At 64.5% G+C, this 16,069-nt stretch carries 16 protein-coding genes; 6 read left to right on the top strand and 10 right to left on the bottom strand.

What is annotated here, in order from left to right; genetic code table 11:
* Nucleotides 1-110: 110 nt before the first annotated feature.
* From SAMIE_RS19060 to SAMIE_RS19050, 3 genes are all read left to right on the top strand, one after another.
* Complete coding sequence (locus tag SAMIE_RS19060; RefSeq protein WP_066696161.1) at nt 111-1,247, top strand: glycoside hydrolase family 43 protein; 1,137 nt, start codon at nt 111-113, stop codon at nt 1,245-1,247.
* Between the two features lie 156 nt (nt 1,248-1,403).
* Complete coding sequence (locus tag SAMIE_RS19055; RefSeq protein WP_066696783.1) at nt 1,404-4,007, top strand: glycoside hydrolase family 3 C-terminal domain-containing protein; 2,604 nt, start codon at nt 1,404-1,406, stop codon at nt 4,005-4,007.
* A gap of 17 nt (nt 4,008-4,024) precedes the next feature.
* On the top strand, nt 4,025-4,984 hold the full coding sequence (locus SAMIE_RS19050) for an alpha/beta hydrolase (RefSeq protein WP_066696158.1): 960 nt from the start codon (nt 4,025-4,027) through the stop codon (nt 4,982-4,984).
* 65 nt (nt 4,985-5,049) lie between these two features.
* On the opposite strand, the gene SAMIE_RS19045 is transcribed toward SAMIE_RS19050, so the two are convergent.
* The 3 genes from SAMIE_RS19045 to SAMIE_RS19035 form a co-directional block, all read right to left on the bottom strand.
* Nucleotides 5,050-5,598 (bottom strand): hypothetical protein, encoded by a 549-nt coding sequence (locus tag SAMIE_RS19045; protein WP_066696155.1) that lies wholly within the window; start codon nt 5,596-5,598, stop codon nt 5,050-5,052.
* Nucleotides 5,599-5,798: 200 nt separating this feature from the next.
* Nucleotides 5,799-6,053: a hypothetical protein gene (locus SAMIE_RS19040; protein WP_066696152.1), complete on the bottom strand. Its 255-nt coding sequence runs from the start codon at nt 6,051-6,053 to the stop codon at nt 5,799-5,801.
* 72 nt (nt 6,054-6,125) lie between these two features.
* Nucleotides 6,126-6,323 carry a hypothetical protein gene (locus tag SAMIE_RS19035; protein ID WP_126516905.1) on the bottom strand — a complete coding sequence of 66 codons (198 nt, stop codon included), beginning with the start codon at nt 6,321-6,323 and terminating at the stop codon, nt 6,126-6,128.
* A gap of 150 nt (nt 6,324-6,473) precedes the next feature.
* Between SAMIE_RS19035 and SAMIE_RS19030 the strand changes: the two genes are divergently transcribed.
* Together SAMIE_RS19030 and SAMIE_RS19025 are read left to right on the top strand one after the other, a co-directional pair.
* Entirely contained in the window at nt 6,474-7,583 is a 1,110-nt protein-coding gene (locus SAMIE_RS19030) for a sensor histidine kinase (RefSeq protein ID WP_066696150.1), read from the top strand.
* Nucleotides 7,584-7,589: 6 nt separating this feature from the next.
* Complete coding sequence (locus SAMIE_RS19025; protein ID WP_066696143.1) at nt 7,590-8,336, top strand: LytR/AlgR family response regulator transcription factor; 747 nt, start codon at nt 7,590-7,592, stop codon at nt 8,334-8,336.
* Nucleotides 8,337-8,389: 53 nt separating this feature from the next.
* Here the strand turns inward: SAMIE_RS19025 and SAMIE_RS19020 are convergent, their stop codons facing one another.
* The 6 genes from SAMIE_RS19020 to SAMIE_RS18995 all read right to left on the bottom strand — a co-directional run bounded on the left by SAMIE_RS19020 (nt 8,390) and on the right by SAMIE_RS18995 (nt 13,960).
* Nucleotides 8,390-9,757, bottom strand: a complete 1,368-nt coding sequence (locus tag SAMIE_RS19020; protein ID WP_083952335.1) for a sensor histidine kinase — start codon at nt 9,755-9,757, stop codon at nt 8,390-8,392.
* Nucleotides 9,754-10,473, bottom strand: coding sequence for a response regulator (locus SAMIE_RS19015; protein WP_066696778.1), 720 nt, complete (start codon nt 10,471-10,473; stop codon nt 9,754-9,756). Before SAMIE_RS19015 ends, SAMIE_RS19020 begins: the two co-directional genes overlap by 4 nt.
* 112 nt (nt 10,474-10,585) lie before the next feature.
* A complete protein-coding gene (locus tag SAMIE_RS19010; RefSeq protein ID WP_066696137.1) occupies nt 10,586-11,197 on the bottom strand; it encodes an EF-hand domain-containing protein in 612 nt (203 codons plus the stop codon).
* 124 nt (nt 11,198-11,321) lie between these two features.
* Nucleotides 11,322-12,539, bottom strand: a complete 1,218-nt coding sequence (locus SAMIE_RS19005; protein WP_066696775.1) for an argininosuccinate synthase — start codon at nt 12,537-12,539, stop codon at nt 11,322-11,324.
* Nucleotides 12,540-12,674: 135 nt separating this feature from the next.
* Complete coding sequence (locus tag SAMIE_RS19000) at nt 12,675-13,613, bottom strand: hypothetical protein (RefSeq protein WP_232037304.1); 939 nt, start codon at nt 13,611-13,613, stop codon at nt 12,675-12,677.
* Between the two features lie 146 nt (nt 13,614-13,759).
* Nucleotides 13,760-13,960, bottom strand: a complete 201-nt coding sequence (locus tag SAMIE_RS18995) for a DUF4169 family protein (RefSeq protein ID WP_066696132.1) — start codon at nt 13,958-13,960, stop codon at nt 13,760-13,762.
* An 87-nt stretch (nt 13,961-14,047) separates the two neighbouring features.
* Between SAMIE_RS18995 and SAMIE_RS18990 the strand changes: the two genes are divergently transcribed.
* Nucleotides 14,048-15,037: a LacI family DNA-binding transcriptional regulator gene (locus tag SAMIE_RS18990; RefSeq protein ID WP_066696130.1), complete on the top strand. Its 990-nt coding sequence runs from the start codon at nt 14,048-14,050 to the stop codon at nt 15,035-15,037.
* Here the strand turns inward: SAMIE_RS18990 and SAMIE_RS18985 are convergent.
* Nucleotides 15,034-15,951 carry a LysR family transcriptional regulator gene (locus tag SAMIE_RS18985; protein WP_066696128.1) on the bottom strand — a complete coding sequence of 306 codons (918 nt, stop codon included), beginning with the start codon at nt 15,949-15,951 and terminating at the stop codon, nt 15,034-15,036. The two genes, SAMIE_RS18990 and SAMIE_RS18985, sit on opposite strands and share 4 nt — an antisense overlap.
* Between the last annotated feature and the right edge of the window lie 118 nt (nt 15,952-16,069).

Below are 16,069 nucleotides of genomic sequence, written 5' to 3'. Positions count from 1 at the left end.
GTTCGCGCCGCAATGACAAAAGGTAGATGTCGCCAGACAAATTTGCTGACGACGATTGCCATCCCCTTATGATAGCGCTATCCAAATCAGGCAAAAGAAGAGAGGATCTCATGCCCCAGATTTCGCGCGCCCTCTGCGCCCTGCCGCTCGCCGTCGCCCTTCTTGCCGGTTGCCAGCAATCCGATCAGCCGACCAACAACCAGACCGCCCCGCAGGCCGGTGCGAGCCGTCGTCCCGCATCGGACTATCTCTCCCAGCCGCTGGTGAAGGACATCTATACGGCAGATCCTTCCGCCCATGTCTGGAATGGGAAGATTTACGTCTATCCCAGCCACGACATCGACGGACCCACGCCGGAAGATGACCTCGGCGGGCATTTCGAGATGCGTGATTACCATGTGCTGAGCATGGACAAGATCGGCGGACCGGTCACGGTCGGTCCGGTCGCGCTCGACGTCAAGGATGTGCCCTGGGCCGACAAACAGATGTGGGCGCCCGACGCCGCGAAGAAGGGCGACACCTATTATCTCTACTTCCCGGCCAAGGACAAGGAAGGCGCTTTCCGCATCGGGGTCGCTACGTCGAAGAACCCGATGGGTCCGTTCAAGGCACAGCCGCAGCCGATCAAGGGCAGCTTTTCCATCGACCCCGCCGTCTTCACGGACGACGATGGGCAGAGCTACATGTATTTCGGCGGGATCTGGGGCGGCCAGCTCCAGCGTAACGTCAGCGGCAAATATGATCCCAACGGCTCGAAAACCGATCTGGGGCAGGACGACAAGCCCGCCCTTTCGCCCCGCGTCGCGAAGATGAGCGCCGACATGCTCGAATTTGACGAGACACCGCGTGAAATCCGGATCGTCGATGACAAGGGCAAGCCCCTGTTGGGCGGCGACCATGACCGCCGCTTCTTCGAGGCGTCATGGATGCACAAATATAAGGGCAAATATTATTTCAGCTATTCGACTGGCGACACACATTATCTGGCCTATGGCATAGGCGACAGCCCCTATGGCCCCTTTACTTACAAAGGCCGGATCCTTGAACCGGTGGAAGGCTGGACGACGCACCATTCCATTGTCGAATGGGGCGGCAAATGGTGGCTTTTCTATGCCGACAGCCAGCTTTCAGGCCAGACGCGCCTGCGCAACGTGAAAGTGACGGAGTTGCAATATAATCCGGATGGGACCATCAGGACCATCAATCCTTTCGTCGCCCATGGCACGAAGGACGGCGCGCCCAGGTGAGCGCGCCCGGCGCGGGGGAAGTGCCCTCCCCCGCGCCATTTTTTTTCGCAGCCACGGCGCCCATGCGGCTCGACAGGATGACGCCGGACAACGGCGCCTGACCAGAAGGGGAGACAGACTTTGAAAACCGCTTTCCTGTTGCGCGCGGCCGGCGCGATGCTGTGCCTGTCAACCTCCGCCCTTGCTCATGCGCAGGCAAGCGCGTCGCCTGCCGGCGACGTTTGGTCACAGGCGGACGCAAAGGCCCGTTCCATCGTCAGCCAGTTGACGCTCGACGAAAAGGTCGAACAGCTCCTCAACACCGCCCCCGCCATTCAGCGTCTCAATATCCCTGCCTACAACTGGTGGACGGAATCGCTCCATGGCGCGATCGGCGCGGTGCCGACCACGAATTTCCCGGAACCGATCGGCCTCGCCGCCACGTTCGACGCGCCGCTGGTGAAGCAGGTCGCCACCGTCATCAGCACCGAAGTTCAGGCGCTGCACACGCTGGGCCGCAGGACCGGACATCTCGGACGGATCGGCACGGGGCTCGACACATGGTCCCCCAACATCAATATCTTCCGCGACCCGCGCTGGGGTCGCGGGCAGGAAACCTACGGCGAAGACCCGTTCCTGACCGCCCGGATCGGCGTGGCCTTCATCACCGGCATGCAGGGCGACAATCCCGACCTTCCCGATGTCGTCGCCACCCCCAAACATTATGCTGTGCATTCCGGGCCAGAGCCGAGCCGCCACACCGACAACATCTTCCCTAGCCTGCACGATCTGGAGGACACCTACCTCCCCGCCTTCCGCGCCGCGATCGTCGAGGGCAAGGCCGGGTCTATCATGTGCGCCTATAACCGCGTCGATGGCGAACCGGCCTGCGGCAGTCCGATGCTGCTCAACGACTATTTGCGCGATGCGTGGGGCTTCAGAGGCTATGTCGTGTCCGACTGCGACGCCGTGGTGGACATATACGACCATCACAAATATGCGCCCGACGCCGCCACGGGCGTGGCCGTCGCGCTGCGGCGGGGCGTAGACAGCGAATGCAACAATGCAGCGACCGGCGGCAAACAGGGGCTGGGCGACCGATACAAGGAGTCGCTGTCCAAGGGACATATCAGCGTTGCCGACATCGACACCGCCCTCGTCCGGCTCTTTTCCGCGCGCCTTCGCAACGGCGACCTGCCCGGCCTTTCCGCACGCAAACCCAATACCACCCCCGTGGAAACGATCGGCACGCCGCAGCATCAGGCGCTGGCGCTGGAAACGGCCGAAAAAAGCCTCGTCCTGCTCAAGAATGACGGAATTTTGCCCCTCAAACCGGGAACCAGGATCGCGCTCGCTGGCCCGCTGGCCGACGCAACGCGCGTGCTGCGCGGCAATTACAGTTCCTCCCGGAGCGCGCCGCCCATTTCGGTTGCAGAGGGACTCCAGCAGGCGATGCCCGGCGCTGCGGTGACGCTGATCCCGTTCAGCCCCTCGATTACCGATGGCGATCCCGTGCCCGGCACGGCCCTGCGAACGCCGGAAGGCAAGCCGGGCCTGCGCGCCGAATATTATAATGCGACGGGGAAGGATCGGTATCAGGCCAAGCCAGCCCTCGTGCGGACGGAGGAAAGCCTTGTCTCGCGGGCCGCAGAATTCAGGCAGGTGGCCACCGATCACAAGGTCGTCTGGACCGGCTATCTCGTTGCACCTGAGGCCGGCCTTTACCGCCTCGCCCTGACCGGCGTGAAGGGCGAGGTGTCGCTGAATGGCAGGCCGGTGGTTTCGGCCGCCGACTATTCCCGCTGGGCAGAGCCGCTGAAGCTCACCGATGTGCGCATGACCAAGGGCGAGCGCTACGCGATCCGTCTTCAGGGCGAAAGCGGCGTATCGGCGGCCCCGGCGATTTTCTGGAAGCGCGTGACGGACGATCTGGACCGCGATCTGGCTGCGGGCGCAAGGGATGCCGATGTGATCGTCGCCGTGGTCGGCCTGACATCCGACCTCGAAGGCGAGGAAATGCCGGTCAAGATCGAAGGATTCGACGGTGGCGACAGGACCACGCTGGACCTTCCCGCCGATCAGCGCGCTTTCCTTGAGAAGGCGAAAGCGACCGGTAAACCGCTGGTCGTGGTGGCCATGAACGGCAGCGCCATCGACCTGAGCTGGGCGAAGGACAATGCTTCGGCCATATTGGAGGCGTGGTATCCGGGTCAGTCGGGCGGACGGGCTGTCGGCAATATACTGTCGGGCAAGACCGATCCGGGCGGACGACTGCCGCTGACCTTCTACAGGAGCGTCGCCGATCTGCCGCCCTTCGCCGACTATGGCATGAAGGGCCGCACCTATCGCTATTTTGCGGGCGCGCCCGTCTACCGGTTCGGCGATGGCCTCAGCTATACGCGCTTCACCTACTCCGCGCCGGTCGTCGAGCCTGTCGGCGGTTCTACGGAAAACGGCATCACCGTGCGCACCCGCATCACCAACAGCGGCGTGCGCGCGGGCGACGATGTGGCACAGCTCTATATTACGCCGCCGCGCTTCGACGGCGCGCCGAAGATCGCGCTGCGGGGGTTCCAGCGCGTGTCGCTGAAACCCGGCGAAAGCCGTGACCTGCTATTCACCCTGTCCCCCCGCGATCTCAGTTTTGTCACCATGGCCGGAGAGCGGGCGCTCCTTCCCGGCGCCTACACGCTCAGCGTCGGCAGCGGCCAGCCCGGCGGCGACGCGCCGGTGCAGCAGGCGCCGCTCATCATCAGCAAGAAAGTCACTCTGCCCCGATAACAGATGGAGATGGATAAATGATGGCTGCCGATCCCGCCCCGCAACGCTGGCCGCTCACCCGGCGCATGGCGTTCAGCCTCGCCGCCTGCGCGTTTCTCGTCCCTTCGCTGGGCCATGCGCAGGCCGACAATGACAGGATGACACCGATCGCCATTCCGGCGCAGCCCGACGCGATCGAACTGGGCACGGGACCGCTGCCCGGCGCGGCGGCAAAAGAAAGCTGGCACCGCCAATATGGCAGCCGCTTCGCGCGGAACGTGACCGTTGCGACACTCACGCCCTTCCTTCCCGATCCGGCTAAAGCGTCGGGCGCGGCGATCATCGTCGCGCCGGGCGGCGGCTTCCGCACGCTGTCGATGGACAATGAGGGCTATGACGTGGCGAAGGGGCTGGCGGCAAAAGGCATTGCGGCCTTCGTCATCAAATACCGGCTGCGCCAGACGCCCGCCGACATGCCGGCCTTTGAAAAGTCGATGCAGGAGATGTTTTCAGGCGCTGCGCGGTCGCCTCTGCCCGCAGCCAATGCCGCTGCCAACGACCTCGCTCCGCAACTCGCCGACGCGGCTGCCGCGTTCAGGCTTATCCGCAACCGGGCTGCACAATGGCATGTCGATCCTGACCGCATCGGCATGATCGGCTTTTCGGCCGGAGCGATGCTGACCATGGCGACGACGCTGTCGACCGATGCGAAGCCGGCATTCATCGGTAATATCTACGGCCCGCTCGGCAACATGACGATCCCGCAGGACGCTCCGCCGATGTTCGCCGCCATCGCGGCGGACGATCCGCTGTTCGGCAATCGGGATTTCAAGCTGATCGACGACTGGCGTGCGGCCAAGCGGCCTGTGGAGTTCCATCTCTACGAGCAAGGCGGCCACGGCTTCGGCATGTATCCCAAGACGACGACCAGCACAGGCTGGTTCGATGCCTTCGTCCGCTGGCTCGACATGCACGGCATGTTCAAGCCCAAGAGCTGAACAAAGGAAGGCCGCGCGAAGCCCCCACTTCGCGCGGCCTTCCTTTATCATCACTTCGCTGAAGGTCAGTTCGCCTTGCTCAGATCGACCTTCTCGACCCATTCGGGATAGAAGGTCGGTTCGCGGTTCGACCAACCCGCCGCCGTCGCGGCAGCTTCACTGATCGACTGGAGCAGCGCGCGCCGCTTGTCGGGATGCAGATGCGGCAGGCTCGCCGCCGCACAAAAGGCTCCGGGTAGCCATGGACGAGCGCCCGCGCCCAGCAGCCGTTCGTAAAGGAAGCGGTAGGCAGAAAAGCTCACCAGCCGGTCCTGCCCCAGATCGAAGGCAGAAACCGTCACCAGCGGTGCCATGAAGGGTTCGACCTGATCGAGGCCGCTGTCGTCGGGCACCCGCATCTTGATCTCGTCCAGCCGGCCGTAGATGCGGGCCTGTGCGCGGATCGAGGCGGCTTCGACCATGTCGCGCGACCACAGCTTCATCGCATCACGGCGGTGCAGGCCGATATCGAGCGATCGTCTGATGTAGCGTTGCGTCGCAGACGGGAAGCTGGCGAATTCACGCAACTCCGCCAGGGTGACTGCCCCGTCCGCCGGTCTTGCACTCGTGCCCATATTCATGCCCTCCGACTTCACGTCGATGGAAACATGCGCCCACCATGGTTACCGAAGGCTTAAGCGCCCGTTCCACCGCCGTTCAGCATCGGACCAGATTTATTTGTGCGGCGCAACATGTAAATTTCATGACTGCGACGAGGTGCTGGATGCGCTTCCGTGAAAGCTGGATCGAAAACGCCAGCGCCAGCAATCATGGGTCAGGCGCGCACGGGCCGTTCGAGCACTGCGCCGATCATCGCACGCCACACCGCCACATCGCCTGCCTGCGCCATCCGGGCATCCGGCTCGCGGAGCGTATGCAGGATGGCGTAGGCGTCGTCGATATGGTCGGGCCATGCAGCATCCACTGCGTCCGCCGCATGCGCTTCGTTGCCGCCGCCATTCTGGCTGATCTGCCGCCCCGCAAGAACCCTGGCGATCCGTTCCACGGCGGGGGTACACGAAGTCGGCATGATAGCTGCTCCTCTCTCGGATTTGCGAACGTTTTTTCTCAGAACGAGCCTAACACGGCATGGGCTGTGCCGTCATCCCTCCTCTTTGAAGCCGGAGGAGGGAACGGGGTCTCCATGGTCGTCCGGGTGGGTTGAAGATGGCGGGTCGGATGCGTCCATCGAATCCTCCAGTTCCTCCTCCAGTTTTTCTTCATGGGTGAGCGGGCGATCCTGCGCATCGCTCTTGCGGGGAGCCTCGGTTTCTTCATGGATGTCGGGTGTGTCGCTCATGATCCTTCTCCGCTCTGGCTGGTCACTTTCCGTATCAACGGCGACCGGGGAGGCTCGGTTCCTTTGCTGCTTCGACCAACGTGGCCCGCCCTTCGACCAGCAACGGTGAGACATGCAGACTTTACGGGCATGGAGCGGTAGAAGAGCAGGATGAACGATCTTCGCGAAGACAGCGATCGGGGCGTCGCGCCAGCGGTCGCGCTTTACTCCATTCTCGGCTTCTGGTTCTTCTATACCGTCATCGTCAGCCTGCGCGCGGCGGTGATCGGCTTCGACGCCCAATGGGAACTGGCGGCGCGCCGGATGGTGGTTGCGACCATCGGAATCATCGTGACATGGGTTCTTTATCTCACCCTGCGCCGCTTCGACGAGAAGCCGCTCGCCGTCCGGATCGTCGCTGCCTTTTCCCTCGCCGCCCCGTTCGCGCTCTGCATGGCGGTCGCCAACTATTATATCTTCAACGTCTATGATCCCGTGACGATCTTTCCCGGCGGCGAAGGCGAAAAGATGGAAGACGCCGCCTATTTCGTCATCGGCATCGTCGAAGATGCGATCAGCCGCTACTTCTTCCTTGCCGCATGGGCGGGCCTCTATCTCGCCCTGTCCTATGCCAGCGAGGCGCACCGCACCGAACGCCGCGCCGCAAGGCTGGAACGCGCCGCGCAGCAGGCCGAACTACGCTCGCTTCGTTATCAGGTGAACCCGCATTTCCTGTTCAACACGCTCAACTCGCTTTCGACGCTCGTCATGCGCAACAGGCCGGACGAAGCGGAAAAGATGATCATGTCGCTGTCCAACTTCTATCGCACCAGCCTGACCGGCGATCCGCTGGACGATGTGCCGCTGGAAGAGGAAGTGCATCTCCAGAAACTGTATCTGGATATCGAGGCGGTGCGTTTTCCCGACCGGCTCACCACGATCGTCGACATCCCCGACCCGCTGCTCAACGCCTGCGTGCCCGGCCTCATCCTTCAGCCGCTGGTCGAAAACGCCATCAAATATGGGGTGTCCCGAACAAGGGCGCCGGTCACGATCACCATCACTGCCCGGGAGGATGGAGACCTGATGCATATCGCAGTGTCCGACGATGGCGACAACCCGCCCGGCGAAGGGGATGCGGGAAGCGGCATCGGTCTTGCCAATGTCCGCGACCGGCTTGGCGCGCGCTTTGGCGATCAGGGGCGGATCGTCTATGGTCCGCGCGAGGGAAAGGGCTTTTCCGTGCTCCTGACCCTTCCCATCATCCGCCGGGGCTGCTGACCGCCTATGTCCATCCGCACCATGATCGTCGACGATGAGCCGCTTGCGGTCGAGCGGCTCCAGATGCTGTGCGCCCGTGAGCCGCGCATTACGCTGGCGGGCACAGCGACCGACGGTGAGGCGGCCCTGCGGCTGATCGAGGGGCTGCAACCCGACCTCGTGATGCTCGACATTGCGATGCCTCTACTCGACGGGATCGGCGTGGCGCGTGCGGTGGGGCGAATGGGCATTCGTCCGGCCATTATCTTCGTCACGGCATTTGAGGGGTTCGCGGTGGAGGCGTTCGACCTTGCCGCTGTCGACTATCTCCTGAAACCGGTGGCGCATGATCGGCTGACGCGCGCCATCGACCGGGTGGAAGTGGCCCTGCGCAATCCGCTGTCCATTGCGGAAAGCGCGCTCCCTGCGGAGCCGGTGCCGGAATGGGCGGAGGAATTCTGGGTGCCGCACCGGTCGGAACTCATCCGCATCGCCGCCGACCAGATCGACCGGATCGAGGCGGAACGCGACTATATGCGGCTGCATGTCGGCGGTCACAGCTACCTGCTGCACCAGACGATCAGCTCGCTGGAGGAAAGGCTCGACCCACAGATGTTCGTGCGCCTGCATCGCAGCCATATCGTGCGGCGCGACCAGATCGCGCGCCTGCGCCACGATGGCAGCGGGGTCTGGTTCGCCGCGCTCGCCGATGGCAATGAAATCCGCATCGGCCGCACTTTCCTTGCCAATGCGCGGGCGATGACGGGGCGATAGCCCAAGCAATGCTTACTGCGATTTGAGCGGGCCTTCATCGGCCCGAACCCCGATCAGGCCGGAATGATGAGGCAAGCCTCCAGCCCGCCTTCGGCGCGGTTGGACAGGCGCAGTTCGCCGCGATGCTCCGCCATGATCGCCCGCACCAGCGCCAGCCCCAGACCTGCGCCACCCGTTTCGCGATTGCGCGATCCTTCGAGGCGGGTGAACGGCTCCAGCATCTCCGCCATGCGATCCTCGGCGATGCCCGGACCTTCGTCGGCCACGGCGATGCGGATCGTCGATCCGTCGCGCGCGACGGACACATGCGCCCGCTCGCCATAGACGATGGCGTTTTCGATGAGGTTGCGCAGCGCCCGGCGAATCTGTTGCGGCCGGACGAAAGCGACCGCCCGCTCGCTCTCCGCCAGATCGACCGCCCCCCCCAGTTCGATGAAATCTTCCACCACGGCGTCGGCAAGGGAGGCGATGTCGACCTTCTGCGGCGCCTCGCTGCTGCGCCCGGCGCGCGCCAGCGAGAGGATGTCCTCAAGCATCCGGTTCATTTCTTCGATGGTCTGCGACATGCGCGCCCGCTCGCCTTCATCCTCGACCGATTCCGCGCGGACGCGCAGGGAGGCGAGCGGGGTGCGCAGGTCATGACCGATCGCGCCGAGCATCCGGTCCTTCTCGTCCAGCATCGCCATGATCCGCGCGCGCATGGCGTTGAACGCCATAGTGAGATCGCGCACGTCGCCCGGTCCCCGCTCCTCGACCGGGTCGGCAGCGCCGGTGCGGGCGAATTGCTGGGCCGCGCCCGTCAGTTGCTTCATCGGCAGGGCCATCCGCTTCCCGATCCACAGCAGGGGCGCGAGAACCACGCCATAGAGGATCAGCGTCTGCCAGATCAGCCAGCCGCCAAAGCGGGGAGGACGGTCGCCGCCCCGCGCCTGTGCCGTGATCCAGCGGCCCGGCGCATATTCGACCGCCAGCGTGAGGCGCGGCATGCGGCGGTCCGCGATGGGTTCGCCGGTAGCCCGCATCCGGATCATCTCCCACCGCCGGATCGGCATGCGCTGAACATCTTCCGCTGCCGCTACCGAATGCACCGAGAGGCCCACGTCAGACAGCATATCGGCCGCGCGCTTTTCGATGTCGGGGCGCGGACGTCCGGTCAGGATCGGGCGGATGTCGGAAAAGCGCACCGTGCGCCACTCGTTGCGCCCGCGTCCCGGACCGGCATCGTCCTCGCGGCGCCGTTCGGAACGCGCATCGAGCGCGTTGACGATGCGGTAGACGGCAGGCGCCGTCTGCCCCGTCAGCATCAGCCGGTTCCGCTCCCGAAGCAGCAGTGCGAAGTTGATCGCCTGCGCCACGAAGAGGCCCAGCGCGACGAGGATGATGATTTGCCCGACGAGGCTCTGCGGCCAGAGGCGTCTCACAATTTGCGCACCTCGGCGGACAGGGTGTAGCCGCCGCCCCAGACAGTCTTGATGAGCGTCGGGTTTTTGGGATCGGGTTCGATCTTCTTGCGCAGACGGCTGATCTGGTTGTCGATCGCGCGGTCGAAGGCATTTGCCTCCCGTCCCTGCGTGATGTCGAGCAACTGGTCACGGCTCAGCACCTGATTGGGACGCGTGGCGAAGGCCAGCATCAGATTATATTCGGCGGTCGAAAGCGGCAGCGACACCCCCTCGGCATCGACCAGCATGCGTTCCTGCGTTTTCAGCAGCCAGCCAGCAAAGGCATAGGTCGCCCCGTCGGGCGCGGTGACGCGTTGTCCACCGGTGGCAACGCGGCGAAAGATCACCTTGATGCGCGCAACCAGTTCGCGGGGCGAAAAGGGTTTCAGCACATAATCGTCCGCGCCCATTTCCAGTCCGACGATGCGATCCGTCTCTTCGGACTTTGCCGTCAGGAGAATGACCGGGATCTCGCTCGTCTCACGGATATGGCGGCAGAGCGACAGGCCATCCTCCCCCGGCATCATGATGTCGAGGATGACGAGGTCGATGGCGTTGGCGTTCAGACGGATTCGCGCTTCGGCCGCGCTTTCGACGGCGGTAACGCGAAAGCCGTTGCGCGTCAGATATTGCGCCAGCGGTTCGCGGATCGAACGCTCGTCATCGACGAGCAGGAGGTGAGGACGGTCGCTCATCATGCCTGTCTGTCATGGCTTTGGATGGGTTGGAAGGGCGAAGGCAAGGGGGCAGCCTTCGCCCCTCCCCGACGGGCGGCGGATCGGCAGAGCCGCGCCGCCGCCCGTCAGGTCAGTCCTGCGGCGGCGGAGGCGGACCCTTGCGGTCCTGCCATTGGGCGCGCATCGCCTGATGCGCCGCCTTCATCTCGTCTGCGGTGACAAAGCCGTCCTTGTTGGCGTCGGCACGGTCGAACATCGTCATGCCGCGCGCGATGAAGTCCGCCTTGGTCACGGCCCTATCCCTGCCCGCCGGCCCAGCCATGCCGGGATCGCGACGCGGGCCGCCGCGCCATTTATGGCCTTGCGTGCCGCCCGCTCCACGCTTTTCGGCGCGAGCCTCATGCGCTGCGGTGAATTCGGCCTTGCTGATCTGGCCATTGCCGTCGGTGTCCATTTGCGCGAAGCGCGCGCCCAGACGCTCCTGGCGCTTAAGATCGCGATCCTTCGGCGTCAGTTGACCGTCGCGGTCAATATCCATCCGGGCGAAGCGGGCTTCGAGCGCGGCGGTCATTTCCGCCTTGCTGATGCGGCCATCCTTATTGGCGTCCGCCTGCATCATCAGGCCGCCGCGTCCGCGCGGGCCGCCATCGGGGCCAGGCTGGGCAAAGGCAAGGTGGGTGGCAGCAAGGCCGCCGACGAACAGCGATCCCGCCGCGACGGTCGTGAAAAAAGAGCGGAGCATGGCAGTCTTCCTCTAAAAAGCGGTCATCCGGGCGGTCCTTCGCCGCCGTTGATGACGCTTATCGAGGAGACTTGTCCCGCAACTATGTCACGGGGCACGCTCATTTGTCGCAAACTGTATCGGTTCAGCCGTCGCGGCGACCCAGAAGCCGCAGCCGCAGCGCGTTCAGTTTGATGAAGCCCGCTGCGTCGCGCTGATCATAGGCGCCCGCGTCATCCTCGAACGTCACGACCTTTTCGCTGTAGAGCGAATAGGGCGATTTGCGGCCGACGACATAGACGCCGCCCTTGTAAAGCTTCAGACGAACCGTGCCCGTCACCTTCTGCTGGCTATGGTCGATCGCGGCCTGAAGCATCTCGCGCTCGGGGCTGAACCAGAAGCCGTTATAGATCAGCTCGGCATAGCGCGGCGCGAGTTCGTCTTTCAGGTGCGCCGCGCCGCGGTCCAGCGTCAGTTGCTCGATTCCCCGGTGGGCGAGGTGATAGATGGTGCCGCCCGGCGTCTCATACATGCCGCGCGACTTCATGCCCACGAACCGGTTTTCCACCAGATCGAGGCGGCCGATGCCATGTTTGCGGCCATACTCGTTGAGCGTTTCGAGCAGGGTCGCGGGCGACATGCCCACACCGTTGATCGCCACGCCGTCGCCGCGCTCGAAATCGACGGTGATATATTCAGGCGCGTCAGGCGCATCCTCCGGATTGACGGTGCGCGAATAGACGAAGTCCGGTGTTTCCTCCCACGGATCTTCCAGCACCTTCCCCTCCGAAGAGGTGTGAAGCATGTTCGCGTCGGTCGAAAACGGCGCTTCGCCGCGCTTGTCGCGGGGGATCGGTATCTGGTGCTGCTCGGCGAACTCGATCAGCCTCGTGCGGCTGGTGAGATCCCATTCGCGCCACGGGGCGATGACCTTGATGTCGGGAGCGAGGCCGTAATAGCCCAGCTCGAACCGCACCTGATCGTTGCCCTTGCCGGTCGCGCCATGGCTGACGGCGTCGGCGCCCACCTGCTTCGCGATCTCGATCTGGCGCTTGGCGATCAGGGGCCGCGCGATCGAGGTGCCGAGCAGATACAGTCCTTCATAGAGCGCGTTGCCGCGCATCATCGGGAAGACATAATCCTTTACGAACTCTTCGCGCAGGTCGTCGATGAAGATATGCTCTTCCCTGACGCCCATCAGCCGCGCCTTGGCGCGCGCAGGCTCCAGTTCCTCGCCCTGCCCCAGATCGGCGGTGAAGGTCACCACCTCGCACTCATAGGTCTGCTGCAGCCATTTGAGGATCACGCTCGTGTCGAGACCGCCCGAGAAGGCTAGGACGATGCGATTGATCTTGTCGGACATGGGCGCGGGACTCTTCTCAGCCTTCATGGGCGTTTCAGGTGCGCGCGCCCGGTATCAGGCACGCCGCCAAAGCGCAACCGCGCAAGAAGAAGCCGGCCTTTTCAGGGGCCGGCTTCCAACAGCTTCTAGAAGGAATTAGCGCGTGCGGGGCTTGAGAAAACCCGAACGACCCGTGTCGGCGCCGAAGCGATACACCGTCTGGCTCCGATCCGGCGCTGCAGCGAAGGCGGGTTCCGCATGCGTTGTCTGCGGGGCCATGTGAGGCTCTGCCGCGCGCGGAGCCGCCTGTTGCGCCAGAAGGAATTTGGCGCGGCGCATCCGCTTCGTGCGGGTGGCGAACGGGTTCTCCGCGCTCGGCGGCGCCGCAACCATTGATTCCAGCACGCTATTTTCATGAGCATCGACAGTGCGAACGGGCCGTGCGCTGACGTGAGCCGGGGAAGACGCTGGCGCAACAGGCGTCGGCTCCGTCACCATTTCATCGACGGCAAATTCCGCCTCATTATCGCTCGTCCGGCGGCGACGGGCGAGTGCTGCGCCGCCCAGCCCGACAAGAACGAGAACGCCGCCTCCCAACGCCCAGAGCAGCGACTGCTGAGTGCCGGGGTCTGACGCCACAGTGGCGGCCGGAGTGGCTTCAGCCGCCATCGTTGGCGCTGGTTCTGCGCGTGCGGGTGCTATCGTGGCGGGAGCCTCCTGCGGCGACGCGGCGGTGACAGGTGCGGGCGCAGGAGCTTCCGCGTTACGTGACGGGGCGACCGGCGCGGGTTTCGCAACCTGTGCCTGCCTCACCGGCGAGCGTGCGGGAGCGGCGCGTTCCGCCTCCGATGCGGCGGTCGCGGCAGCGATGCGCTCCTCGACCGGCGCGGTCTGCTGAACAACCGGAGCGGTAGGCGTGAACTGCACCTGAGGCGTAGCCGGAGTCGCGGCGCCCACAGGGTCAGCGACAGGCGCTGGAGCCGGCTCGACCGGCGGCGGCACGATAACCTGCGCGATCATCGGGGTGGAATGAAAAGCCAGAACAGCGGCAATCGCGGCTCCGGCGGGGCGGATTAGGCGAGTATGTCCAGTCATAGTGCAGGGCAAACGACCGACGCATCGATTCATCTCCTCAACACGGTCAAATCCACGTCGATCCGTGAGAAAGGAAAGATGAATAGTTCAAGATGAATATTCATTCATCCACGACATGCGGAATGCATATCTCGCATATTCTTTTTCTATTCCTTGGCCGGATCTTCGATCTTGGTCACACGATGCGCACCCTCAATCGCCTGATCCATTTTGACCTTGGATTTTTCATCGCGAGCCTTCTTGGTCTTCGTCCGGCCGAACAGGATGCGGTTCTGCCCTGCAACCTTTTCCCGGTCGCGTCGCGCCTTCGCCTTTCGAGCATGCCTGAGGTTGATGATGTCGCCCATCCTGTCCCTGTAGCGCGTCGTTTCAGTTCTTGCCAACCTGCGCTGCCGGTGGGCATGACGGCGTGGCAGCTTGCAGAACAGGAAACGATGACCAGTATCCATGACGTTGCCGCGCTGGCCCATGTGTCGATCAAGACGGTTTCGCGCGTCGTCAACAAGTCGCCCAACGTCAGCGCGGAATTGCGCGTCCGGGTCCAGCAGGCGATCGACCAGCTAGGCTACCGCCCCAACCAGTCGGCCCGGCGGCTTGCGGGCGGGCGATCGTTCATGATCGCCTTCCTCTACAACAATCCCGCGCCCGGCTATGTCAGCCGCATTCAGATGGGTGCGGCGTGGCGATGCCGCGACCTTGGCTATCATCTCGTCGTGGAGCCGATTTCGGCTGCGGCGGATGAGCGGTTCGACGTGCTCGACAGGCTGGTGGCGGCGCTGCGTCCCGATGGCGTGCTGCTGGTGCCGCCCCTGTCCGACGACGCGGAACTGCTGGCGCGGCTGGAGGCCATGCGGCTTCCCTGCGCCCGCATCGCCGGGTCGGCCAGCGGCGGCGGATTCAACATCCACACGCCCGAGCGCGCGGCGGGACGGATGGTGGCCGATCATATGGTGGCGCTTGGCCATCGGCGGTTCGGCGTCATCACCCCGCCAACGGGCCATCGCGCAGCCGCGCGCCGGGTGGATGGCTTTCGCGAAGGGCTGGCCGTCGCTGGCCTATCGCCCGACGCCGTCGCCTTCCATAGGGGGCGCTTCGACTATGCGTCAGGCGTCGAGGCAGGCGAAGCCCTATTGACGCGGGGCGAGCGGCCCACCGCCGTCTTCGCCACCAACGATGAAATGGCGCTGGGGGTGCTTGCCGTCGCGCATCGCGTCGGGCTTCGCATTCCGGAAGATCTGTCGGTGACGGGCTTCGACGACACGACGGCAAGCCATACCTCCTGGCCGCCGCTGACGACCGTTCGGCAGCCGCTGGAGGATATGGGCCGCGCCGTCATCGACGCACTCGCAGACGGGCTTGTCGATGTGCCGGAATTTATCTTCACGCTGATGGAAAGAGGGAGCACCGGACCAGCCCCCGATTAGAGAAACAGAAAGTCCGCGAGCGCCTGCGCCGCGGGCTTGTCGGCGGCCGCTGCGCTCACGGCCTGCCGGATTTCGATGGAAGGGAGCGGCACGTCCAGCGCGAGCCGCCGGACACCTGCCATCCGCCCCACATCGCGCGCCAGCGGACCAAAGGCGGCGAAGAGTCCTCGGCCAGCCCTGAGTGCCGCGAGAATGTCCGCCATATTGTCGCTTTCGACGACCGCCGGCCCCGGATCGGCACGCGCGCGGTAGAGCGCGGCATCGGTAATCGCGCGCACGCCGTTCCCTGCCTCCAGCGCGATCTGCGGAACGGAGGCGAGAGCATCGCGACCGACGCTGTCCCGCTGCGCCAGCACATGCGTATCCCCGGCATAGAGATTGAGCGGCTCCGACCAGCCGTAGCGTGATGCAGGCGCCTGCGGCTCTTCCAGCGCGTAGAAATAGGCAATGTCGGCCCGGCCGGACGCGAGCGCGGCGGCGGCCTGAGCCGCGTCGTGAACGTGAAGGTCGAGCGTGATCGCGATGTCGTCATTCGCCGCTTCGAACGCCGCGAGCGCTTCCTGGATATGCCCGAAGACCGGCGGCGGCGCGGCCAGCAGAATATCGCACCGTGATGAGACAATAGCGGGCGCGGCTGTCGTTCGCGCCTCCGGGGTGCCCTCGGGCAGCCCCGATGCATCCTCATCCTGAGAAAGCAGCGTCATCGCCCGCGCTGTCTTGTGCCCAGCTTCGGTCAGGCGGGCGCGACCGCCGGGATCGTCGAACAGGCGATAACCCAGCCGCAGCTCAAGCGACTCCAGTTCCTGCAGCAGAAGATCGACGTCGATGCCAAGATCGCTGGCGCACCGGGCGGCGTCACCCGCCGCCACCATCTGCGCGAATATGTCCAACTGGCGCAGGGGCGGACTGTGCATCGCGCAGTGATAATGGAAAGCGGGCCGATCGTTAAGCGATAAACTGCCGCCGAGGACGGGCGAAGATGGTCGGGACTCACGAGGGGCCACTTCCGGTCCTGCGCCCTGCCTTCTCCGC

It is taken from the genome of Sphingobium amiense (assembly GCF_003967075.1).
Taxonomy (GTDB): domain Bacteria; phylum Pseudomonadota; class Alphaproteobacteria; order Sphingomonadales; family Sphingomonadaceae; genus Sphingobium; species Sphingobium amiense.
This window is presented reverse-complemented; position numbering and strand designations above follow the sequence as displayed.